Raw genomic sequence first — 22,491 nt, 5'->3', positions numbered from 1 at the left:
GTGAATTACAATGCCTGAATACTGTTTTCATCGATAATTGCAGAAAATAGCTGCTGTAACTGTACGATATTTTCATCACCGTTGATCACATCAATTGCTTGCTGATGGCGCCCTGCATCAATCTTTTGCTGAATTAAGTAAGGCGAATCTATCACCCCAGGGGCAAAATTGATTGTCAGCTCAACATTATACCCGTAAATACTGGCCAGCGCCGCACTAAGCTTTTGTCTTAACATAGGGGTATCGAGATGTTTTTGCGATTCATCCACTTCTAAGTGCAGCTGTTGTTGTTGCTTTGAATAAATTGAATGCAAAGCAAATTGACGCATCCGCCCGCCAAGTCCCATCCGCTTAATTAAGTATGCCCACTCATCTTGTTGATGTGCAAAACGAATATCGCTGATCGGGCTTTGAAAATCATCCGGTATTTGAATATTTATTTCAGGCTCAGGTGCAGCAACTACTTTTTGTGGATTAATTTGCTCTAGCAATTCCGGTGCTAAATTCTCAGTAATAGTCTGATGTTTTTCTTTAAAGTCAGGTTTCACACGCTTATTTGGGGCGATATTCGGCGTGTAACCATCAGTCTCAGGCTGACTACTTGCCCCCGTTATCTGGGGCTGTGACTTTTTTACCGCAGTACCGCGCTCAACCGCAGCTGGTTTATTCGTTGATGGCGCCACAGATGTTTTACCACCAGAGAGCGTACCTGCACCAGAAATATTTCTATCTCGTAAAATACGTGCAATTGCGGACTGCGCTTGTGCTTCTTTTTGGCTAATATCTGTGGTATCTGAATAGTCAGAGAATGAGCTGTTATTTTGTGCTGGAGCGGTTTGCTCTGCGCTATATTGATGCTCAGGTAAAGATTGTTCTGGCGCATGCTCAAAGCCACTATGAAAGCCCTGCTCCACTGCGTTATTCATTACCTCATCATATTGGGATACTAATTGTTGCTCAAGCTCAGCATCTGAATCATGCTCATTACCATGCGCGGCTTCGTGCATAATTCCCGAATTTGTATGTGGTGCTGTGGTCACAGTTGGCTGCGTATCGACAGGTGCAATTTGCTCACTGGTTACAGAGTGTTCAGTTGTTGCAACGGCTTGTTCAGGCGCACTCACGGTCGTTTGTAGCGGTGCAGCTTGAGGCAATGATACTTGGTTATCAACAGGCTGTGGTGTTGCAGGCTTATTTTTATTGAGAATATCTCTCAATGCTGCTGAGCGAGACCGGTTGTTATCGGCCGCTGGAGCCTGCGCCGCAGTACTTGCAAGCATTTGGCTATCAACTGGTTGAAATGCCAGTAAGCGCAGCATAACCATTTCAAAACCTAAACGAGGCTCTGGCGCCCATTGTAAGTCTTTTTTGCCATTAAGCAGTAATTGATAATAAATTTGGATTTGTTGTGAATCGCAGCTCTTTGCTACTTCATTAATAAACTCGCGATTATATTCATCTAACTTGGCGGCATCGGGCACTAATTGGGTTAATTGTGCTAAATGTGTAAGGCCAATTAGATCATCTAACAAAGCAATATAATTTGGGTTTTGGGTAGCAACTTGCTCGATTTGCGCCATCAATGCATGGCCGTCTTGGGCTAATAATGCAACCAGCAAGTGCTGGCTATAATGGTTGTCCATCAACCCTAGCATTGCTTGCACCGCTTGATGCTTAATATCACCATTCGTTTGAGCAATCGCTTGATCAGTTAAACTCAATGCATCACGCATACTGCCATCAGCCGCTTTGGCGATAATTTGCAGGGCTTGAGTTTCAAAACTTAATTTTTCTTCGCCTAACACATATTCAAGTTGTTGGAGTATTTCAGGTTGCGATAACGCATTAAGATTAAACTGCAAACAACGCGATAAAATGGTGACAGGCAGTTTCTGTGGATCCGTAGTCGCTAATAAAAACTTAACGTGCTCAGGCGGCTCTTCCAAGGTTTTTAATAATGCATTGAAACTATGCTTTGAAAGCATGTGTACTTCATCGATCAGGTACACTTTGTAGCGACCGCGAGTTGGCGCGTACTGCACGTTATCCAATATCTCACGGGTATCTTCAACTTTAGTGCGCGATGCTGCATCTATTTCAAGTAAGTCAATATAACGACCAGTTTCGATATCTATACAGCTGCTACACTTGCCACACGGTTGCGCCGAAATGCCTTCATCACAATTTAAGCTTTTTGCAAAAATACGTGCGATGGTGGTTTTACCCACCCCGCGAGTCCCAGTGAACAAATAAGCGTGATGCAGTCTGTTTTGTGTTAAAGCATTAATAAGCGCTTGTTTCACATGGGACTGACCGACCAATTCATGAAAGGTCTGTGGACGCCATTTTCTCGCTAGGACTTGATAACTCATTAATTATTCGCCTTCGAATTCAACCAATTTTAGGATTTTAATCCCCATTTTTGCAATGCGTTGCTCGCCACCAAGTTCTGGTAAAGAGACTACAAATGCTGCATCTGTCGCATGACCACCCAGCTTATTGACTAATTTAGCGGTCGCTTCAATGGTACCGCCGGTTGCTAATAAGTCATCGACTAAAAGCACTTTGTCACCTGGGACAATGGCATCTATATGCAGCTCTAATACATCTTCACCATATTCTAGCTGGTAATCTTGAGAGATCACTGCACGTGGCAGTTTGCCCGGTTTACGCACTGGAATAAAAGGAATACCTAATGCATATGAAAGCGGCGCACCGAAGATAAAACCACGTGATTCAGTACCTATAATCTTGGTAAAACCTTGATCTTTATAAGCTGAAATAAATGCATTAATTGTTGCTTGAAATGCAGCGGGATTAGCCATTAGCGTAGTTACATCACGGAACATAATGCCTGCTTTAGGGTAATCTGCAATAGTAGTTATGCTATCTTTAATGATAGATGGAGTTACTTGAGTCATAATTTAAACTGTTTTATCTGTAATATTACAAAGCAGACAATTATAACATCACAAAAATGAGTTGTCGGTAAGAAGTTAAATAATTAAGTAATAAGACTGTATTATATACAGCCTTATTATAATTTAGCAGTGCTAAATTAAGAGACTGTGGTGATCCAGCCTAGGATTGCATTTAAACAGCCGATTCCTGCAAACACAGCTAAGAACGCAAGAAAATACATTGCATTAAACGGATCTTTAAAATCTTTATCTTCTGACATAGGTACTACCTTTTATTAAGCGCGACGAATTAAGGCGCACATAATAGACGATGTAAAATAATCAATAAAGACTTTAAGGGGGATTTTTTGTCACGATAACGCCACGTTCCGCCATTGCATGTAATGTTACTGTAGCACCTTGAACAAGCTGTTCTGTAGTAAATTGCGGCGCTTGTAAAGCAACTTGCTCCACCAACGAAGCTAATTTGATACTCGGTGTTGTGTCTATAATTGCCAGTAATAATGCGGTCATTGCATTGGTAGCAAGAAATTGTACTTCGTCATCGGTATCGCGATACACCACAAAATAATGAGGCTGTTCACTAGGCTGCTGTGGTTGAAAATCAACACTGATATGCTGTACAGCAAACTGATAACTTAAATTTCGCGCGCAACTACTCATATAAAGAGGCACATTACTCAGCGGTGCATTAATGATGCAATCAGTTGGATCCGCATGCGCAACCGAGACATCAAGCTCAATCCATTCATAATGAGCAAGTTCAAGCATAAAGGGGGGATCAATTTCTTGCAATTGGTAATCACTACTTAAATACGCAATAAACTCACTAGCAATATCCAAAAAATAAGGTGATTGACAATCGTGTTCAGCAAAAAATTGGCGAACTAATCTTAACCAATTGTTATCGCTGTAGAGTGTTTTCAGAACCGGAAATGCTGAGGAAATAAAGCCATTGATATTATTGAAAAATAAATCACGGTAGATCGCCATACGACGCTCTTCAATGTCATCGGGCTTTGGTTGTGTATCTGGCGCTCGAATATGCGCCATAAACGCTTGTTGGGTTTCAATAAAATTCATATCAGGCACTTTCTTTACGCTGTATTATTGCGTGCTTGGCTTGTAGTTGATGAATTATATCCAGCTCTTTGGTAAGCTCAGCGATAGCTGGAATATTAAAATCACGTTCCAATAAAGTCGCAAACACTCCATGATGTTGATAAGCACGATCAAGTAATTGCCAAACAGGGTCAATCACGTCAGCGCCGTGAGTATCAATAAGTAAATCATCCGCCTCATTGAAATGCCCTGCGACATGACCATACGCTATACGTTGCGATGGCAAGCTAGCTAGAAAATGTTCTGCATCATAACCATGATTTATCGAATTCACATAAATATTATTTACATCGAGTAATAACTTACAATCAGCTTGCTGTAATATTTCAGTGGTAAATTCTAACTCGCTCATTTGCTGACCAGGTGCGGCATAATAAGACACATTTTCGATAGCTATTTGCTGCTCGAGAATATCTTGCACCTGTTTTATCCGCCCAACAACATGGGCAATCGCAGCTTCAGTAAATGGGATCGGCATCAGATCATACATGTGGCCGCTGCCGGAACAATAACTAAGGTGCTCACTAAAAAGCTTAACATTATGTGCTTTGAAAAAGACTTTTAATGCTTTAACAAATTCAATATCTAACGGTTCAGGAGAGCCGATGGATAATGACAAGCCATGACAAACAAAATTATTTGTATCGGTCAGTGACTTAAACTGCTTAGCAAAGCGACCACCGAGTTTTAACCAGTTCTCAGGCGCCACTTCCATAAAATCAATTTGCTTTGGTATCTGCATCAGCAATTCATCGAGCATTTCTCTACGCAGCCCAAGCCCTACCATGCCAAATTCACTGTTACTAGATACAGTCATATCAACTCCTTCATTTAAAAGGGCCACAATGCGGCCCTTTTATAAACATACTACTTAGCTAAAGTGCAGGTTACTTAACTTATCTAATTAATGGCTACCGCATTTGCCTTCTTTTTTAGCTTTAGCATCGCCGCCGCACTTACCTTCTTTGTTAGCTTTATCGTGTTTAGCGTCGCCGCCACATTTTCCTTCGCCGCACTTACCTTCTTTTTTTGCTTTATCGTGTTTAGCATCGCCGCCGCATTTGCCTTCGCCGCACTTTCCTTCTTTTTTAGCTTTGTCATGTTTAGCATCGCCACCGCATTTACCTTCGCCGCACTTGCCTTCTTTTTTAGCTTTGTCATGTTTAGCATCGCCACCGCATTTGCCTTCGCCGCACTTGCCTTCTTTTTTAGCTTTGTCGTGTTTGGCATCGCCACCACATTTGCCTTCGCCGCACTTACCTTCTTTTTTAGCTTTGTCGTCTTTAGTTTTAGCATCTCCACCGCATTTACCTTCGCCACATTTTCCTTCTGTCGCGTCGACTTGGTAGCCCGTTACCATTTGTTGAAATTCAAACGGATTCGCTTGAACATCTGCAGAAATAAAACTTGTGCTACCTACTACTACAGCGCCTAATGTTAACGCGATTGAATTTTTTTTAAGTGTATTCATTTTATGACTCTCTCTAAACATACAAAGGTTGTACTAAGTAGACCTTGCTACAAAAATAATATTTCATTTAATCACATATTTTTATTTATTATTGATGATAACGCTACAAAGGAGTACAAAACTGGAGTTAACTATGGGAGTAAAATTGGCATTTATCAATGTTACAGGTAAAATACGCCTCCTTATGTAAAGTCAAAGTGCCCCTATCATGAAATTAGTTTTAGCGCCTATGGAAGGGGTTGTCGATTTTAAAATGCGTCAACTACTCACCGAAATTGGCGGTTTTGATTTATGCGTCACTGAATTTGTTCGTGTTATTGATGCCTGCCTGCCTGATAAAGTATTTCATCGCTATTGCCCAGAGCTAAATAATAACGGTTTCACTCGTTCAGGCACTCCTGTGCGTATCCAATTACTTGGCCAAGTTGCACACGCATTGGCTGAAAACGCAATCAAGGTAATAGAGCTTGGCTCTCACGGCGTTGATCTTAATTTTGGTTGCCCTGCTAAAACAGTCAATCGCAGTAAAGGCGGCGCCGTACTACTAAAAGATCCTGAACACATGTATGAAATCATTAAAGCAGTCCGTGATGCCGTGCCAAGCGAGCATCAAGTAAGCGCTAAAATTCGTTTAGGTTTTGATGATGACAGTAACAGTCAAGAAATTGTTGATGCCGTTGTCAGTGCCGGTGCCAATAGTATTGCCATACATGCCCGTACAAAGCGAGACGGTTATAACCCGCCCGCTTACTGGGAGAAGATTCCACCACTGATCAAAGATAAAAACATCGCCGTGGTCGCAAATGGTGAAATTTGGCAAGTAGAAGATGCACTACTTTGCCAGCAACGTAGTGGTTGCACAGACTTAATGCTTGGTCGCGGTGCATTATCGCATCCTGATTTAGCACGTAAAATAAAAGCACACTTTAATGATGAGCACTATGATGGCCTGCAGTGGGAGCATATTCTCTATCATCTGATCCATTCAGCCATACATCATGACCCAGCGAAAGATGAAAAGTATTTTGCTTCTCGTACTAAACAGTGGCTAGGCTATTTAAAGCGCCAATATAGCCAGGCCGATACTTTATTCGATGAGATCAGGCGCCTTAAAACAAAAGAAGATGTTGCAGGTGTTTTGAAAAAATATGCTATCGCACCTTAATTTGACACACATCATAGTCGGCTTTTTTAAATTAATGAATACTGCAGCATTGCTCAACGAGGACAATGACAATGATCAATGCTCAACATCACCTTCTAAGACTTAATACAGAGTTAGAGCAAGTAAGGCAGTGCTTGCTTACGACACTATCAAGCTCAAGTAACAAATCGCATCACTCGCTAGCTGAAACCTTGCACAAAAATAACCCTGAACAATGGTTAGAGCTTACGCAAAAGCAACTTGGCACTGAATATAAAGATATCATAGTACGCTTAGAACAACTTGAAGCGGCGGTCTGCCAAATCGATATCGGCCAATATGGTTATTGCTGTGACTGTGAAGAAAAAATTGACTCGCAACGGCTGAATGCCGATCCAACAGCGCAGCGCTGTGGCAACTGCGAGCCAAGGCTATAAAAATCAGCAAGCGGACTTACGAAGTTGTTAAAAGTGTTGCAAACGCAAAACTTTGCGCCGGATAAAAAATGATATCAGCCACTAAATAATCGACTTGTTGTGGCGTCATTTTCAGCCGTTTAAGCAAATTAACTTTCGCTTGTTGGACAGTCCAAGCATGGTAATGTATGCCAAGATCGGTTTCCATCATAGCTAACCAAAAAGTACGCTCTTCATTACTTAGTCCTGTTGCAGCTTGCCCAGCATAACCTATCAGACTCTGATAATCTTGTGCCCAATCAAAGCCAACAAGCTTTTTATTAGACAATGCAAAACGCTGTGCAAGCACGGAATAGCGATGATCAACTGCTACATGGATAGAATATGCTTCTTGCTGCATTTCCTTCAACTGAGATTGTACTGCTACTAGCCAATTTATTGGTGCTTTAGTGACGCCTGAGAAGTAATTTAACTTACTTTGATACCAAGACCCACCATTTGATATGCCATGTAAACCAACACTACCTCGGGGTGCATAGAGAGCTAAATAATCATTAAATTCAGTTAGAGTGTGTTTAAGATTTTCTGGAAGATCAACGCGAGCAAGATTTTTAGTTACCTGCGCTTGTAAGGCATTAAGCTCGATTGAGTTGAGTCTAAGTTTGCTCTCTTTAGCAAGTATTAACTGCTGCTGGGTAAAACTAAGCCAATTGTTTATGTTTGCAGTAATATCGTGTTGCTGGTTATAGGCAAGCATGTTATCGAGCACAGGAATATACACCGGCCACGTAAAGTAACGCTGCGGAAAACGCTCTGCAATAATGAGGTAATCCAATGTGCGCTGAGCGACAGGAGTTAATTCAAGGGTTTGCATTGCTTGATATATGCTGTGGCGCTCTTTTAAATACGCATCACTGAATGGAAACTGTTGCTTGTTAACTGGTTTAATTTCACCTGTTGGTCTTAAAAATTGATTTAGTGTTTGCAACGCTTGCTGAGCTTGCTCTTTACTTTGATACTGATTATTCGTATCACCACATGCGCTCAAGAAAAGCGCTAAGAAGCATATCCATATTAGGTGTTTTATCATGAGTTAATCCAATAAAAAAAGCCCCATAGGGGCTTTTTATAAATTGCTATAGCGAATTAAAGTTAAATCTTAACACCGTTGCGAGCGGCTTTATCTTTAATAAATACAGACCAACCTTTCGCAAACTTACGCGTGCGAGGGTCATCCATTGCTTTAGTAATTGCAGCATAAGCTTGCTTATACTTTTCTTGATAGTAATAAGCTTCCGCTAAATCTGAATAAATAGTTCCTTTCTTATCAGAACCAAATTCAAGCGCCTTGTTCAGACGAACAACGGCAGCACTATAATTTTGCGATTGTAAAAGTAATGAACCTGCTTTGCGATAAAGCTCAGCATCGTCATCAAATTTTGCCGCTTCTTCATAGTACTTAGCTGCTTTTGCAATATCTTTTGAGCGATGGTAGTTACTTGCCACTGCACTGATATTTTGTTTATTACGCTTCACAATCTTATCATCGATAGACTTCTCTAAAACCTTAGCGGCTTTATAAGGGATCTCATTCAATGAATAGAAGTTAGACAAAACTTTATAATCAACTTCAGTTTCAAAATAACCGTTTTTGTAAGCTACTTCCATCGTCGCAAGACCAGTTTTGTAGTCTTCCGTCTGAAGGTAGTATTTACCTAAACTTACCCATGCTTTTTTATCATCTGGCCAAATACGAACAATTTCTTCACCAATTTTAACCATATTTTTATAGTCTTTAAGTTCAAAATAAGAACCTAATTTTAATTGGTAAGGGCCTTTGTTAGGCTCTTTTTGAAGTTTAATTGCTTTATCTGCAGGTGCAAAAACATCTTTGAACTTTTGTAACTGGTAATTAGCTTGGGCTATACGAGTATAAACCGTTGCATCTTCTTCACCAGTAAAGTCCATCCATGCAACATAAGCATTTTTGGCTTTTTCATACTGCTCAGTACCAGCATACATATCGCCTAATGTTTTTAAACTTTGTTCTTGATCTGCAAAGTTCAAAACATCAGGGGCAACAGCTAATTGTAAGTAACTAATCGCAGTCTTGTACTGCTCTTTCTGTGCATACATGCTACCTAAATAGCGATTAACTGTTGCTTTATCGAAATCATCTGATGCATCAATTTCTTTAAGTAAAGCAATTGCTTCGTCTAGCTTTTCTTCGTTATATAAGTCAAACGCTTTTATAACTTTTTTACCAGTGCGCTCACCCATGATTCTAGTTTTTGCTTTCTTCCGCGCTTCAATTTTCGCGGGATCTGGCGCTGCTAGAACCGGTGCAGTAAATACTGCACCCGAGAAAGACATAAGTACCGCAAGTGCTGTTACTTTAGATAAATTTCTCATTACTTGCCTCCTTAATTGCCTTGGTTAATTTTAAAGTCTAGCTGAACTTGTAAGCCAACTTGCTTTTGTGGCTTACCGTCAATAATTTTAGGACGGTATTTCCACTTGCTCAAGGCGCGTTTAGCTTCTCTATCGAAAATACGTTTAGGGTCTGCGTCGATTACTTCAACATCAGTAACCCCACCCAATTCATCGATTGAGAATGAAAGTTGTACCCAACCTTCTTTGCCATCACGTGCTGCTTGTGTTGGATATTTTGGTTCAATACGAACGATTGGTGTCGCATCACCGTCTCGTCCGAATGCCCCTGGACCACTTAGACCACCTGCCGAACTTCCCACATTAATGCTTGGCATGTTAAATGACATAGCACCTGGATTTGGGTTGTTGTTTTCCGGCTGTGGCGGCTGCGGTTTAGGCGGCTGCTTTGGCGGTGGAGGCGGCGGAGGCGGTACTCGCTTCCGTTCCTGCACCTTAGATTCAGGCGGATTCGTCATAATTTCGACTATGATCTGCTCTTTTTGTTCCGTATTACGGTCAGCCCCACCAGAGATGAGGAAGGCCATGAAGTAGAACAAGCCGAAAGTAACTGCCCCACCTGCAATCAGTGAAAACAGAAAACGAATCATTACTGATCTCCAGCTATTGAAATTCTCAGGTTGTCGCCCGTCGCTTTGATCTGGTCCATAACTTTAACCACTACGCCGTGTTTTGCATCTTTGTCAGCTTGCAAAATTACAACTTCAGTAGGTTGTTCTGCTAATAAACTTTCAATTTTTGCTGAAACACGTTCAACATCAACTTGCTGTTTATCAATCCAGATTTCGCCGTTGTCACGAATTGCAATAAAAATGTTAGCATTTTTTTGCTTCGTAGCTTGGGCCGCTTTTGGTTTATTGACCTCGATACCAGCCTCTTTAACGAACGATGTAGTTACGATAAAGAAAATAAGCATGATAAATACGATGTCAAGCATCGGTGTCATATCTACCGTTGCATCTTCTTCTTCACGAAAACGTTGTTTACGTGCCATATTTAATTCTCTCTCTAGTGATGAGGCATACTATCAACAAGCTTGGCTTTCACCATTCTCGCTCTTGCCTCAAGGCGTGAGCTAAAGAATACTCCAGATAATGCCGCAACCATTCCAGCCATTGTTGGGATTGTTGCCATTGAAATACCTGATGCCATTAAACGTGCATTACCTGTACCTTGGCTTGCCATGGTTTCAAAAACCGCGATCATGCCTGTTACTGTACCAAGTAAGCCAATTAAAGGACAAACAGCTACTAATGTTTTAATCAACAACATACGCTGATCTAATTTTTCAGACGCTTCAGAAATCCATGCTTCACGGATTCTGTGTGCGTACCAAGACGTAGTGTCTTGGCGGGCATCCCACTTTGCTACAATTTCCGACGATAAACGAGGAAATTCTGCAAGTAAGAACCAATAGCGCTCAATCATTAAAACCCACATAAGAAAGAGTGCTATCGCGACCACGTATAAAACCTGGCCGCCTGTGCCAACAAAATCCCTGATAGATTCCCAGATCTCCATCAGGACTAGCATTAGGCTTTCTCCTTCTCCGCGTGAGTAGCAATAATACCTGCGCTTTGCTCATCAAGGATGTGTAATACCGACTTACTACGACCCGCAACAACAGCGTGAAGAAGAATAAGTGGTAGTGCAGCAATTAGACCTAGCGCAGTAGTTACAAGTGCTAGAGAGATGTTACCTGCCATGATCTTCGGATCACCTGTACCGAACAATGTGATTGTTTGGAACGTTAAGATCATACCGATTACCGTACCTAGTAGACCAAGTAACGGGGCGATTGCAGCAAGGATTTTAATGATATTGATACCAGCTTCAATGCGTGGCGTTTCACGAAGAATCGCTTCATCAAGTTTAAGCTCAAGGTTTTCAACATCTTGCGATTTATTGTCATGATACACTTTAAGAATACGACCCAGTGGGTTATTTGTATTCGGTGTAGACACGTTTTTAAGCTGGCTATTAATCTTACTACGAGTAAGTGTAAGGTCAATAAAGCGTACTAGTGTGATTAAGATACCTAAACCTAATAACGCAGTAATGATGTAACCAACTACGCCACCTTGGTGGAAGTATTCATCAAGTGTCGCTTTTTGTGTATTGATACGTAAGATAGCACCACGAGTCGGATCCACGTATACACCAGCATAGTTATCAGAAGACGTATTTTCTAAGTCTTTAATACCAGCAAGGATGTAACCATCAGGCTGTTTACCTAAAGGCTGAATTGATTTAGTTTCAGGCGAATAGATTAAGTAGCCATCGTCTGTTACTAAGTTGAAGTTACCGATACGTGTTACTTTCTTAACTGTCGCGTTACCGTCAAGACCTGCAACTTCAGTTTCGAATGTTGAAACTTTAGCTGACTCAGTCATTTCAGTTTGTAGTGAAATCCAAAGCTCTTCAAGTTCACGAACTGTTGGTAGTTCTTTAGCAGCAGCTAATGAACGTAAGATTTCAGCACGGCCAGGTTTTTCAGCAGAAACAAGTGATGCTTCGATTGAACCAATTGCATCTTGCGCAGCACGACGTACAACACCAAACATTTCACCCAACGTACCTTGTGCGCTTTGAAGAGCAGCCTCTTTCTCAGCTAAAGTATTTTCGTTTTGTGCATATTCTTTAGTTAAACGATCGCCACGAGCTTTTTCAGCAGCTAATTGGCTTTTTGCTTTATTAAGTAACGCTTGCTTATCAGCACGATCTGATAAGAATTCTTGCTCACGTTGCTTATTGATTTTGCCTTCAGATATACGCTCTTGCTTTACTTGCTCAAGAATTTTATCTAAAGCAGTGGTATTTGCATGTGCATTAAGCGCGGTACCTGCAGAAACAGATAGTACTGCTGCAACAGCAAAACCTTTAAATAGTTTCTTCATTATTGATTACTCCGCGCCAAAGATTGGTAGTTTAACAAGTTCTAATGTCGCTTGCTTACGCGCCATACGAATAACTTCTTTAACAGGTTTTAGGTATTCATCACCTAATTCTTTCCACTGTTTAGTATTGTTATCCCATACCCATGCGTGCTTTAAGTCAAACGATTGAGCAACGTAAGTGATACGACCAAGTTGGCCGAAATCAACGTTAATGCTCTTGCCATCAACTTCTAAAGTACCTTGTGAAGCAGCTACTAAAGAGCTATATGCAGCTTCGATAGTGTACGCTTCTAACACTTGACGGAACTTCTCTGAAGTAGTAACAGAAGAAGAAACCATTGTTTCACGTAATCTTTCAACACGCGCCAAACGATTGTCACTGTTAAACGGAACGTCCGCTTTGATGAATTGCTCGAGCGTATCGATCATGCGATACATCAAAGGCACAACGTTTTGTTTTGTGTTGTCGATCGTAGCGATTTGACGGTCAAACGATTCAATTGACGCGTTTTGGTCAGCGACCAAACGGGCAACGTGATCGTTGTATACTTTTAATAGCTCAGATTCATCAACAACGCTACGGTACTCAGCTAATAGCTCTTGAGTTTGACCATATACATTGTCAATTTTAGTTTGAGACTTAACCGCAGCCGTTTGAATTTGTAGACCTGCTTTTTGCACGTCATTCAAAGGATCTGCAATCACATTGCTGCTTGCGAATGCAAAAGCGCCAACCAACGCAGTTGCTACAAGACTCTTTCTGATTTTAACAGACATAGTTCCCAACCAATTAAGTAATGTTACTTTTATAATTTAATTACCTCCCGAAGGAGACAACCCTGATATCTTTTAATAGATATCAACCCTCCAATAATGCTAAATGCAATGCACGCTGTCAACTTGATGTTTGGAATTAACCATAAATAAATTAATTCAATCATTGCAAACTAAAACACAAAAAACAAAGGATTAACATAAATGTAACAGAGGTGGATTTTCATATAGGATGAAAGCCGCTTACTAACAACAGTTTTACCTCCCTTAATGAAAGAGAAAACATTAATGTAACATTTTATGTGTAATCAAGCAGGGTTAAAAAAAGTTCATAATAATTTCGAATAAGCGTAATCATTCAGTAAAAAAGCCTTTTTATGCAGCAATAACCTAGGTGTTTCGTACAAAAAACAAGCACCCGACCTTTAAAAGAAAACGTAGCCGCAATTTTACAAACAGAAGTTATATTTGTTTTTTATCTACAAGACTTAAAGGCGCACTGTAAATGTTACCAATATATTCGAAATAATAACGCTATATACCCAATTTCTTTTATACCGATTACTAACCGTGCCAAACTTGTCTATGAACAATCAGAGGTAAAATAGCATTATCTAATTAAATACTAATTTATACCAATCGTGTTAAGTTACTGACCATTTATAGCGACATATAAATACAGTGATAACAAGGCGTAACTTTTGACATGTAGTTGTTCTACTTGAAAAAATTATAACGCAGTTAGCGCTTTATTTAGCTCGCTAGAATGGTTAAATATTTAAGTCGATTGGTATTAATTAAAAACATCATCGTTATTGGTGTTGAGTAGCTGACTAACTGTATACAGTTGGTATAAAAAGTTTATTGAGGGACGCAAGGATGTACACCGCTTGTATTGAGCAGCATTTGGTCTAGTGAAATAGCATTCAGAATTTAGTGTATATTTATTGAATTTAAAAAGTAGCGGTAGAAAGTTTATTTTAAAAAAGAATTTGATGAGGGGGAAATTATGGTGAAACAGAGTCCTGTTTCACCAAGTTGAACCTAGGTTCACATAATAAAAATTATGCTAATTCTACGTTCTCAGCTTCAGGGCCTTTTTGGCCTTGCTTGATGCCGAAAGACACTTGTTGGCCTTCGCTTAGAGTGCGAAAACCTGAGCCTGTAATAGCGCTGAAATGTACGAATACGTCAGGACCATTTTCTTGTTCAATAAAACCGAAACCTTTAGCTTCGTTGAAGAACTTAACTTTACCAGTAACCGTGTTTGACATACCAAATTTTCCTGTAAGTCAATAATTAAAATTCAGCCAGATTGGCTATATCCTCCCTGAGTGAATGCCCAATAAATCGCTGGGATAAAGTACAGGAAGAAGTAATAACCATTAACCGGAAACCTTACACGCCGCACATTAACCAAAAAATTCAATACGCAAAAACTCAAAGCAAGTTAAGGTTAACACAATATAATTGTTTTAGCTCTATTAATTCAGAATTATTTTAATGCTTTTAACATCAACTCAATAAAACTGTTCAAGTGATTAATTTTAATACAAAAAGCACACCTTTCTCAGCTGTGCTTTACTTACTCTATGGTTATTTGATCAGCCAATCAATTGTACTTTCGGCTTTAATTGGCACCACGTGATCATTTCCTAATGGGTAACTTGCTGGCACTGTCCATGGTTGCTTTATAAGGGTAACAGTATCTGCATTACGTGCTAAACCATAAAAGTCTGGACCAAAATGACTTGCAAAGCCTTCAAGCTTATCAAGCGCTCCGGCCTCCTCAAATGCTTCAGCGTATAACTCAAGTGCAGCATGAGCGGTGTATGCACCGGCACATCCACATGCGGCTTCTTTTTTATCTTTATAATGCGGCGCCGAATCTGTACCTAAGAAAAACTTAGCACTGCCACTGATCGCAGCACTAATAAGTGCTTGTTGGTGTGTATTACGCTTTAATATTGGTAAACAGTAGTAATGTGGGCGGATCCCTCCCGCTAACATATGATTACGGTTATACAATAAATGATGTGCAGTAATGGTTGCAGCCACATTATCAGAGGCATTATTTACAAAATCAACGGCATCTTTAGTGGTGATGTGTTCAAGCACAATTTTTAAATCTGGGAAGTCTTGTACAACATCCACTAAAATAGTTTCTAAGAATACTTTTTCACGATCAAATATATCAATCGATGAATCTGTCACTTCACCATGGATCAGCAATAACATACCGACTTCTTGCATGGCTTTTAATGCTGGGTAAATCTTTTTAATTGATGTTACACCAGAATCAGAATTTGTTGTCGCACCTGCTGGATACACTTTAGCAGCAACAATTTTACCAGTTGCATGTGCTTTTTTAATCTCATCCGCGCTCGTATTATCTGTTAGATAAAGCACCATTAATGGCTCAAAATTTCCTTGTGGCCCGGCCGCCATAATACGGTCGCGATACGCTAAAGCAGTTTCAGTACAGGTTGCCGGAGGAACTAAGTTTGGCATAATAATAGCGCGTCCCATATAGCGGCTAATATCACGCACTGTATCTTTTAGTTGATCCCCATCACGTAAATGAACATGCCAGTCATCTGGACGAGTGATAGTTAACGTTGACTGAGTGTCGAAGGCTTGCTTTGTCATTACTTGTTTCCTCGGCTGAATTTAGTTGATCATATGCATATGCCCTATCTGAGTAAAGATTTTATTGCGGTTTTTCCTGATGCTTTTTATCAACAGATAGAATGAAAACACTGGTTCATCAATCGTTTGGCGTGCGTTTACCTTTACAAACATACCTCGTTAATTTTATTTATTCTTTGTCTAAACGTTAACATTCCGTTAATCTATAAGTATATCAATGACACAAAACGGTATATTCACGCGTGGCATATGCAGAATAAAGTAGACTTATCTTCAGCGCTTGATGCAAAAACCGAGCAACTGAGTATTATTAATCAGTTTTCTTCAAGCTTATTACAGTTAGATAAACTCGATGAATTATTCGACTACGTGACCACTGAAGTAGTTAAGCGGTTAGGCTTTGTCGATTGTGTTATTTATATTGCCGATGAAAGTGCTACAACCTTACATGAAGTCGCATCAATGGGAGTGTCACCTGCAGATAGTAACTATGCCGTAGAACGAAAAACTATCGCATTTAATCAAGGCATTACTGGTTATGTTGCTTCTACAAGTCGCGCTGTTATCATTGGTGATGTCAGTACTGATAGCCGTTATATCGCAGATGTACGCCCTGCAATGTCTGAACTATGTGTACCATTAGTTTATAAGCAGCAGGTTTTAGGAGTTATAGACTGCGAGCACCCGGTACGTAACTATTTTAGTGATGCCCATCTTGAAATTTTAACCACCGTTGCGCATTTACTCAGTGCCAAAATAAATCAGGTCAATACTGTTGAGAACTTGCAACAAACGGTGAGTAAATTAAATGCTGCACAAAAGCTAGAAGGAACGCTCTTACAAATAGCAAATTTAACCTATCAAGCCAATGACTTAGATACTTTTTTAGAAGCATTGCATGGCATTATGACCAACTTGCTACGCGCTGATAACTTTTTGGTAGGGCTATACAACAAAAATATCGATATTCTCGATATTGTTTACATTGTCGAGGAAGGAGTACGTTCAAATGCTCATAAAAAAATATCAAAAGAGCAACTAAAACATACCGCATCCTATTACCTTTTAAATTCCGAACAGCCATTACTATTAAATAAAAAAGAATATCAACAACATATAAATGATGGCCATTTTAAAATGGTAGGCCGCCAGTCAGAATCTTGGCTTGGTGTTCCATTTAAAGTAAGCGAACATATAAGTGGTGTGATCGTAGTACAAAGTTACGATAAAACTCACCATTATAATGATCATGACCTCGCTCTACTGACGTATGTCAGCCGCCAAATTAGTATGGCTATCGACAGACAACTATCTCGCCAAGCACTTGAACATCGCGCTTTGCATGATGAATTAACTGGGCTTGCTAATCGCTCTTTACTGATTGACCGCATTAAGCACGGCATCTTACGGCTAACTCGAACACCCAAAGGGCGATATCATGCGTTGCTGTATCTAGATTTCGACCGCTTCAAAAGCATCAATGACTCTTTAGGGCATGAAGTGGGCGATCACTTTTTAATCGCCATTTGTAAGTTAATTAAAGGCACAATTCGAAATACCGATACATTCGCACGACTCGGTGGTGACGAGTTTGCTATTTTTATGGAAAACATCACTCATAAAAACCAAGTTAATGATGCATTAAAGCGGATTAAAAAAGTACTCGCTAAACCACTTAATATTGATGGCCATTTACTGCAAGCTTCTACTAGTATTGGCGTTGCATTTTGCGAAAACGAAAATGATAAAGCCTATCAGTTATTACAGCATGCAGATGCTGCAATGTACGAAGCTAAATCAACAGGCCGTGGCCAAGTCAGATTTTTTAATAACACCATGCGTAAAAAGCTTAAAAGTCACGCAGATATAGAAAATGATCTACAACATGGCATTGAGCATCATGAATTTGAGTTATATTATCAGCCGATCTTTGCTATACAGCAATGTAACGTTGTAGGTTTTGAAGCACTCGTTCGTTGGCACCACCCACGCAAAGGCTTTGTTTCACCTAATGATTTTATTTCAATAGCAGAAAACACTGGGCAAATAATTAATCTCGACCTGCATTTATTAGATCTGGCAGGAAAACAAATAGCTGCTTGGCAACAACAAGGTAAACGTTTCTTGCGTGTGACGGTGAATGTTTCCTCACGACACTTTGCAAGTGTAGACTTTATCTCGCAAATTCATGCTATTTATAATAAATATGAGCTAGCATTAGGCTCCTTATGTTTAGAGATCACCGAATCAGGTTTGATCGAAAACTTAGAATTAGCAACCAAGATAATTGAAGGGTTAGCGCCATTAAAAGTAAAGTTATGTTTAGATGATTTTGGCACCGGATACTCTTCTTTGGGTTACTTACACCAACTGCCAATTCATGTGCTAAAAATTGATAAGAGCTTTATTGACCGTCTTAAAGACACCGCCACGCCATTAGTTGATGCCATTTTGTCATTGGCATCATCACTTAAGTTAGATGTTGTAGCCGAAGGAATTGAAACGCAAGAGCAACTCGCCATATTGCAAAAAACTCAATGTGATTTTGGCCAAGGCTTCTTAAAAGCCAAACCCCTGCCCGCCGCTCAAGCAATTTTATTGATTGATAAACCACTTTAAAACAACCATAAAAAAGCCCTGATTAATCAGGGCTTCTTGCAAATAAAAAACAGGCAGAATCAGCCAACCAACCAATGTGCCATCAGAGCAATAACGGGTAACGTGATCAAGGTTCTGAGAATAAATATTACAAACAATTCAAATATATTTACCGGGATTTTACTACCCAATAAAAGCGCGCCCACTTCTGACATGTAAATTAACTGGGTTACACTCATTGCCGCAATAATAAAGCGAGTAACATCACTTTCAATCGTGCCAGCAGCTAAGATTGATGGAATAAACATATCCGCAAAGCCAACCATGATCGTTTGCGCGGCAGCTTCTGCTTCTGGTATTTGTAATAACTCTAAAAATGGGATGAACGGTTTACCTAAATAAGCAAATATCGGCGTATATTCAGCAATAATTAATGCGAATGTGCCCACAGCCATCACTACAGGTAATACTGCAAACACCATATCCAATGCGTTGTGAATGCCTTCTTTCATTGTACCTGCAAAGCCCGGTGAGTTTTTAGCTTTGTGCAGCGCGACATGTAGGGCATGTTTAAACACATTTTTGCCATGCGGCACGCGCTCTTTGTGCTGATCAGGCTGACTACCATCAATATATATATCTTTCTTAAAGCTCAATGGCGGTATGCGTGGCACGATCAGCGCAGCAACAACTCCCGCTAAACAAACCGTTAAATAAAATGGGGCAAATAATTTTTCTAGTCCTACTTGGCCTAATACCACCAAACAAAACGTAATTGATACCGCAGAGAATGTAGTACCGATAATCGCAGCTTCACGCTGAGTGTAATGCTTTTCTTCATATTGGCGCGCGGTCATTAAAATACCCACACTGCCATCGCCTAACCAAGAGGTTGCACAATCAACAGCACTTCGTCCTGGCACGCCAAATAACGGGCGCATTACTCTAGTTAATAACGTGCCTACTAGCTCCAGCAAACCAAAATTTAACAATAAAGGCAGTAATAAGCCCGCTAAAATAAACACCGAAAATAGCACTGGTAATAAATCTTTTAGCACTAAGCCACCGGTACTTCCTGATGTAATACCATCGAAAAGCGGAATTAAAAACTCTGGTAATGTCGATTTAAAATCCGGATTATTAATGCTTAAAACCGTTAAGATAATAAACGCCATACCAAATAAACGGATCACTAGCCAAAGCCAATGCACATCAAAAAGATGCTTTAAAATAGTAGATTTCATTAATACCGCAGGCTTAAAAACCTTGAATATCAATGATAAAACACCTGTAGTACAAATAATTAATGTAATCAACGTATCGGCATACGATGTAATATGAGCTTGCACCGCTTTTGCCATAACAGCGATAGGAATAGTCATTGCCCCGTCCATTGGCACTGGAGTCATGAATAAGAGAACCCCAATCAGAGACGGAACTAAAAAATTAAACCATATCTTAAAGTCAAACTGCGGGTGAGAGGAAGTTAGATTAGACATTGTTTTCAACCTGTAAAAACCACAAAAAGAGCAAAAGCTCTTTTTGTGGTGTTATTATTATTTATTATTAAATTTTAATACCGCGTTGACGCAAAGCACTTTCTAACGCTTGTTGTAAGTCATTCATCGTACCAGGCTCTAACGTTGTGCCTTCATCGTCCATCCACGTTAAGCTAGTACCACCTTCTTTGGTGCGACTGACTAAAATTTGATATTGGCCATTTTCAATCGGTAATTCAGCAAGCTCTTCACCCCAAATTGAATCCCAAACACTTGATTCAGGTTTGTTGTAATCAGCTGTGATCAAACCACGATCTTGGTCAATTTCAACAATCGTAAACGACAAGCGCTCAAGGAACCCTGAGAAACGATCAAATATTAATGAGTAATCCTGTTCCGTTACCAGCGCCGCATTACCTTTATTGTCAAAGCCCATTTCCAACGAAATAATGCCTTGTTGTTTGCGAATTTCAACTTCAAGTTGACGATAACGATAATCAAATTCAGCCACAACTTGATTTAGTGCACGCACTTCTAGTTGCTGTTGCAAAATTGGCGTCAATGGCACATCTTTACTATTGTATTCCGCTAGCTTAGCGCTTAACGAAGCAGTACGCTGATGTGACTTCTCTTCAATAGTAAAAATAAAACGTTGCTCAGATACAGCGGTATCGCTATTCCACAACCAACCTTCCTCGGGTTTGATAATCGCATACCAGTCAGTTTCAATCGAACCTAATGACTTATCTTGTTTGATTGCCTTTGTTTGATGCTCAGTTAACACAGCGTGTACTGAATCCCAAATAAACTCATCTAAATTTGCAATACCATCGTTTTTATCAAAATAAACGCGTGCTTGTTTATCACCTTCTTCAACCCAACTGCCTTTTGCCACAGTTAATACTTGTGCTGGGGGACGATAGTTTGTTGAATCCGGATCATTATTATATTCTGCCACATCCATTTTATAAATGGGGTCTAAAGCTGGCTGAGCCAATTGTCCTGGCACTTGTACCGGCTCACTGGCACGGTAATTACGTTTTTGATGCGCTTCGTCAGTGAACACACCACATCCTGACAAGCTAACCAATACGCTTACAGCAAGCGCTTTTGGGATCCAATACTGCACAGATAATTCTCCTTAGCATACCCTTAATTGTTTTAACAAATATATGAGTGGGTTATGCCGATTTGGTTCAGTGTAAAGCCAATATTAACTTTACGTATCTTGTTTTTATGCAAACCCCGTTACTTTAGGGCACGGCTAAACGTAAATGTAAGCCAGTCTATATGCAAAATTTTAACTATGGTACTTTCCCATGCCACTAAAAACAAGAAACACCGTGCTTTAATAACAGCTTAATTATCTCGGCCTGTAGTTTAGCGATTGTTTTGTGTTAAACTTCGCCGCCGTGTGGTGGTAATTGCCGGCTCAGCTTACTCTGATTGTTATTAATAATATAACCTAGGTACTTGAATTCATGACTGCTTTTTCAAATCATCAGATCGTTTTAACTGCTATTGGCGATGATCGCCCTGGTATTGTCAGTGAATTAACCCAATTAGTCAGTGACTGTCACTGTAATATTATTGATAGTCGCATTGCCATCTTAGGCAATGAATTTACATTTATTATGCTGTTATCAGGTGATATGTCGGCAATCAGCCGCATTGAACACACCCTGCCCCTCAAAGGCATGGAGCTGGGCTTACTCACTATGATGAAGCGGACAGCCAGTCATACTCAAAGTGAATTTTGTGCCGGCTACACCCTCGAATATACAGGTATCGACACACCAGGCACGTTAAGTAAAGTTACCCGCTTTTTTGCCGACAACCACATTAGTATTTGTTCTTTAAAGTCAGATACCTATGACGAAGAAAAAGATACAAAAATGCGCTGTGAACTGGAGTTTAACATTCCTGTTGAGGTTGACATTGATACGTTTAAAGTCCAATTTGAAGATCTGTCGCGTACTCTAAACGTAGATTACATATTTCGACGCATTCGCTAAGGAGCAAAGCATGAACACAATTAATCCATTACAAGCCGGTGACAAAGCACCCGCTTTTAGCCTACAAAATCAAGATGACGAAACAATCGTCCTTGCAGAGCTATTAAAAGAGCAGCAAGTATTAGTGTACTTTTATCCAAAAGCATCAACACCTGGTTGCACCGTGCAAGCTGAAAACTTACGTGATGAAAAAGCCGTGTTAGCACAGCTAAATACCCGCGTGGTTGGTATCAGCCCTGATCCGGTAAAAAAATTAAAGAACTTTGAAACCAAAAAAGAATTAAACTTTGACCTACTTTCAGACGAAGATCACGCGATTGCAGAAGCATTCGGCGTATGGGGCTACAAAAAGTTTATGGGTAAAGAGTACGACGGTATTCACCGTTTAAGCTTCTTGATCGGCCAAGACGGAACAATAAAGCACTTTTTCGATAAATTTAAAACCAAAGACCATCATCAAGTGGTGCTGGATTATTTGACTAAATAATCGGTGCTAGGTGCTAGGTGCTAGGTGCTAGGTGCTAGGTGCTAGGT

22 protein-coding genes are annotated in these 22,491 nt (G+C 40.1%); 5 read left to right on the top strand and 17 right to left on the bottom strand.

What is annotated here, in order from left to right:
* Window positions 1–5: 5 nt before the first annotated feature.
* The 6 genes from dnaX to H5162_RS15745 all read right to left on the bottom strand — a co-directional run bounded on the left by dnaX (window position 6) and on the right by H5162_RS15745 (window position 5,514).
* The gene (gene dnaX, locus H5162_RS15765; protein ID WP_182735412.1) at window positions 6–2,372 is read right to left on the bottom strand and encodes a DNA polymerase III subunit gamma/tau; all 2,367 of its coding nucleotides are present in this window, start codon (window positions 2,370–2,372) and stop codon (window positions 6–8) included.
* 3 nt (window positions 2,373–2,375) lie between these two features.
* Window positions 2,376–2,921: an adenine phosphoribosyltransferase gene (gene apt, locus H5162_RS15760; RefSeq protein ID WP_145241580.1), complete on the bottom strand. Its 546-nt coding sequence runs from the start codon at window positions 2,919–2,921 to the stop codon at window positions 2,376–2,378.
* Between the two features lie 137 nt (window positions 2,922–3,058).
* Complete coding sequence (locus H5162_RS21425; RefSeq protein ID WP_257325665.1) at window positions 3,059–3,181, bottom strand: hypothetical protein; 123 nt, start codon at window positions 3,179–3,181, stop codon at window positions 3,059–3,061.
* Window positions 3,182–3,254: 73 nt separating this feature from the next.
* On the bottom strand, window positions 3,255–4,004 hold the full coding sequence (locus H5162_RS15755; protein WP_182778961.1) for a DUF2063 domain-containing protein: 750 nt from the start codon (window positions 4,002–4,004) through the stop codon (window positions 3,255–3,257).
* 1 nt (window position 4,005) lies between these two features.
* On the bottom strand, window positions 4,006–4,830 hold the full coding sequence (locus H5162_RS15750; protein ID WP_145241663.1) for a DUF692 domain-containing protein: 825 nt from the start codon (window positions 4,828–4,830) through the stop codon (window positions 4,006–4,008).
* Window positions 4,831–4,947: 117 nt separating this feature from the next.
* Window positions 4,948–5,514: a hypothetical protein gene (locus H5162_RS15745; protein ID WP_145241576.1), complete on the bottom strand. Its 567-nt coding sequence runs from the start codon at window positions 5,512–5,514 to the stop codon at window positions 4,948–4,950.
* Between the two features lie 208 nt (window positions 5,515–5,722).
* Here H5162_RS15745 and H5162_RS15740 point away from each other — a divergent pair, with 208 nt between their 5' ends.
* Window positions 5,723–6,679 carry a tRNA-dihydrouridine synthase gene (locus tag H5162_RS15740; RefSeq protein ID WP_145241574.1) on the top strand — a complete coding sequence of 319 codons (957 nt, stop codon included), beginning with the start codon at window positions 5,723–5,725 and terminating at the stop codon, window positions 6,677–6,679.
* A 71-nt stretch (window positions 6,680–6,750) separates the two neighbouring features.
* Window positions 6,751–7,095, top strand: a complete 345-nt coding sequence (locus H5162_RS15735; RefSeq protein ID WP_145241572.1) for a TraR/DksA C4-type zinc finger protein — start codon at window positions 6,751–6,753, stop codon at window positions 7,093–7,095.
* A gap of 16 nt (window positions 7,096–7,111) precedes the next feature.
* On the opposite strand, the gene H5162_RS15730 is transcribed toward H5162_RS15735, so the two are convergent.
* From H5162_RS15730 to pyrC, 9 genes are all read right to left on the bottom strand, one after another.
* Window positions 7,112–8,164, bottom strand: a complete 1,053-nt coding sequence (locus H5162_RS15730) for a hypothetical protein (RefSeq protein WP_182735410.1) — start codon at window positions 8,162–8,164, stop codon at window positions 7,112–7,114.
* 62 nt (window positions 8,165–8,226) lie between these two features.
* The gene (locus H5162_RS15725; RefSeq protein ID WP_182735409.1) at window positions 8,227–9,486 is read right to left on the bottom strand and encodes a hypothetical protein; all 1,260 of its coding nucleotides are present in this window, start codon (window positions 9,484–9,486) and stop codon (window positions 8,227–8,229) included.
* Between the two features lie 11 nt (window positions 9,487–9,497).
* Window positions 9,498–10,115, bottom strand: coding sequence for an energy transducer TonB (locus tag H5162_RS15720; protein ID WP_145241566.1), 618 nt, complete (start codon window positions 10,113–10,115; stop codon window positions 9,498–9,500).
* Entirely contained in the window at window positions 10,115–10,519 is a 405-nt protein-coding gene (locus H5162_RS15715) for a biopolymer transporter ExbD (RefSeq protein WP_054205753.1), read from the bottom strand. Before H5162_RS15715 ends, H5162_RS15720 begins: the two co-directional genes overlap by 1 nt.
* Window positions 10,520–10,533: 14 nt before the next feature.
* Window positions 10,534–11,058 (bottom strand): MotA/TolQ/ExbB proton channel family protein, encoded by a 525-nt coding sequence (locus H5162_RS15710; RefSeq protein ID WP_145241564.1) that lies wholly within the window; start codon window positions 11,056–11,058, stop codon window positions 10,534–10,536.
* Window positions 11,058–12,422, bottom strand: a complete 1,365-nt coding sequence (locus tag H5162_RS15705) for a MotA/TolQ/ExbB proton channel family protein (protein WP_145241562.1) — start codon at window positions 12,420–12,422, stop codon at window positions 11,058–11,060. The genes H5162_RS15710 and H5162_RS15705 overlap by 1 nt, the downstream gene beginning before the upstream one ends.
* Window positions 12,423–12,428: 6 nt before the next feature.
* Window positions 12,429–13,199 carry a DUF3450 domain-containing protein gene (locus H5162_RS15700; protein WP_145241560.1) on the bottom strand — a complete coding sequence of 257 codons (771 nt, stop codon included), beginning with the start codon at window positions 13,197–13,199 and terminating at the stop codon, window positions 12,429–12,431.
* 1,061 nt (window positions 13,200–14,260) lie between these two features.
* Entirely contained in the window at window positions 14,261–14,470 is a 210-nt protein-coding gene (locus tag H5162_RS15695; RefSeq protein ID WP_145241558.1) for a cold-shock protein, read from the bottom strand.
* 322 nt (window positions 14,471–14,792) lie between these two features.
* Entirely contained in the window at window positions 14,793–15,845 is a 1,053-nt protein-coding gene (gene pyrC / locus H5162_RS15690; protein WP_182760475.1) for a dihydroorotase, read from the bottom strand.
* Between the two features lie 249 nt (window positions 15,846–16,094).
* Between pyrC and H5162_RS15685 the strand changes: the two genes are divergently transcribed.
* A complete protein-coding gene (locus tag H5162_RS15685) occupies window positions 16,095–18,464 on the top strand; it encodes an EAL domain-containing protein (RefSeq protein ID WP_182778959.1) in 2,370 nt (789 codons plus the stop codon).
* Window positions 18,465–18,523: 59 nt separating this feature from the next.
* Here the strand turns inward: H5162_RS15685 and H5162_RS15680 are convergent, their stop codons facing one another.
* The gene (locus H5162_RS15680; protein WP_182731893.1) at window positions 18,524–19,942 is read right to left on the bottom strand and encodes a YjiH family protein; all 1,419 of its coding nucleotides are present in this window, start codon (window positions 19,940–19,942) and stop codon (window positions 18,524–18,526) included.
* 67 nt (window positions 19,943–20,009) lie between these two features.
* Window positions 20,010–21,071 (bottom strand): outer membrane protein assembly factor BamC, encoded by a 1,062-nt coding sequence (gene bamC / locus H5162_RS15675; RefSeq protein WP_145241551.1) that lies wholly within the window; start codon window positions 21,069–21,071, stop codon window positions 20,010–20,012.
* A 352-nt stretch (window positions 21,072–21,423) separates the two neighbouring features.
* Here bamC and H5162_RS15670 point away from each other — a divergent pair, with 352 nt between their 5' ends.
* Together H5162_RS15670 and bcp are read left to right on the top strand one after the other, a co-directional pair.
* On the top strand, window positions 21,424–21,957 hold the full coding sequence (locus H5162_RS15670; RefSeq protein ID WP_145241549.1) for a glycine cleavage system protein R: 534 nt from the start codon (window positions 21,424–21,426) through the stop codon (window positions 21,955–21,957).
* Window positions 21,958–21,967: 10 nt separating this feature from the next.
* Window positions 21,968–22,444, top strand: coding sequence for a thioredoxin-dependent thiol peroxidase (gene bcp, locus H5162_RS15665; protein ID WP_145241547.1), 477 nt, complete (start codon window positions 21,968–21,970; stop codon window positions 22,442–22,444).
* Window positions 22,445–22,491: the final 47 nt, after the last annotated feature.

The sequence above is a fragment of the Pseudoalteromonas sp. SR41-8 genome (genome assembly GCF_014163915.1).
Lineage (GTDB): Bacteria > Pseudomonadota > Gammaproteobacteria > Enterobacterales > Alteromonadaceae > Pseudoalteromonas > Pseudoalteromonas rhizosphaerae.
Note: the sequence above shows the minus strand (reverse complement) of the source record. Positions and strands in the feature narration are given on the sequence as shown.

Coding starts and splice junctions, on each gene's coding strand:
- dnaX (WP_182735412.1), bottom strand. CDS start 2,372: ATGAGTTATCAAGTCCTAGCGAGAAAATGGCGTCCACAGACCTTTCAT.
- H5162_RS15695 (WP_145241558.1), bottom strand. CDS start 14,470: ATGTCAAACACGGTTACTGGTAAAGTTAAGTTCTTCAACGAAGCTAAA.
- H5162_RS15680 (WP_182731893.1), bottom strand. CDS start 19,942: ATGTCTAATCTAACTTCCTCTCACCCGCAGTTTGACTTTAAGATATGG.
- H5162_RS15670 (WP_145241549.1), top strand. CDS start 21,424: ATGACTGCTTTTTCAAATCATCAGATCGTTTTAACTGCTATTGGCGAT.
- H5162_RS15725 (WP_182735409.1), bottom strand. CDS start 9,486: ATGAGAAATTTATCTAAAGTAACAGCACTTGCGGTACTTATGTCTTTC.
- H5162_RS15740 (WP_145241574.1), top strand. CDS start 5,723: ATGAAATTAGTTTTAGCGCCTATGGAAGGGGTTGTCGATTTTAAAATG.
- H5162_RS15705 (WP_145241562.1), bottom strand. CDS start 12,422: ATGAAGAAACTATTTAAAGGTTTTGCTGTTGCAGCAGTACTATCTGTT.
- H5162_RS15745 (WP_145241576.1), bottom strand. CDS start 5,514: ATGAATACACTTAAAAAAAATTCAATCGCGTTAACATTAGGCGCTGTA.
- H5162_RS21425 (WP_257325665.1), bottom strand. CDS start 3,181: ATGTCAGAAGATAAAGATTTTAAAGATCCGTTTAATGCAATGTATTTT.
- H5162_RS15730 (WP_182735410.1), bottom strand. CDS start 8,164: ATGATAAAACACCTAATATGGATATGCTTCTTAGCGCTTTTCTTGAGC.
- pyrC (WP_182760475.1), bottom strand. CDS start 15,845: ATGACAAAGCAAGCCTTCGACACTCAGTCAACGTTAACTATCACTCGT.
- H5162_RS15715 (WP_054205753.1), bottom strand. CDS start 10,519: ATGGCACGTAAACAACGTTTTCGTGAAGAAGAAGATGCAACGGTAGAT.
- H5162_RS15720 (WP_145241566.1), bottom strand. CDS start 10,115: ATGATTCGTTTTCTGTTTTCACTGATTGCAGGTGGGGCAGTTACTTTC.
- H5162_RS15685 (WP_182778959.1), top strand. CDS start 16,095: ATGCAGAATAAAGTAGACTTATCTTCAGCGCTTGATGCAAAAACCGAG.
- H5162_RS15710 (WP_145241564.1), bottom strand. CDS start 11,058: ATGCTAGTCCTGATGGAGATCTGGGAATCTATCAGGGATTTTGTTGGC.
- H5162_RS15700 (WP_145241560.1), bottom strand. CDS start 13,199: ATGTCTGTTAAAATCAGAAAGAGTCTTGTAGCAACTGCGTTGGTTGGC.
- H5162_RS15750 (WP_145241663.1), bottom strand. CDS start 4,830: ATGGTAGGGCTTGGGCTGCGTAGAGAAATGCTCGATGAATTGCTGATG.
- bcp (WP_145241547.1), top strand. CDS start 21,968: ATGAACACAATTAATCCATTACAAGCCGGTGACAAAGCACCCGCTTTT.
- H5162_RS15735 (WP_145241572.1), top strand. CDS start 6,751: ATGATCAATGCTCAACATCACCTTCTAAGACTTAATACAGAGTTAGAG.
- apt (WP_145241580.1), bottom strand. CDS start 2,921: ATGACTCAAGTAACTCCATCTATCATTAAAGATAGCATAACTACTATT.
- H5162_RS15755 (WP_182778961.1), bottom strand. CDS start 4,004: ATGAATTTTATTGAAACCCAACAAGCGTTTATGGCGCATATTCGAGCG.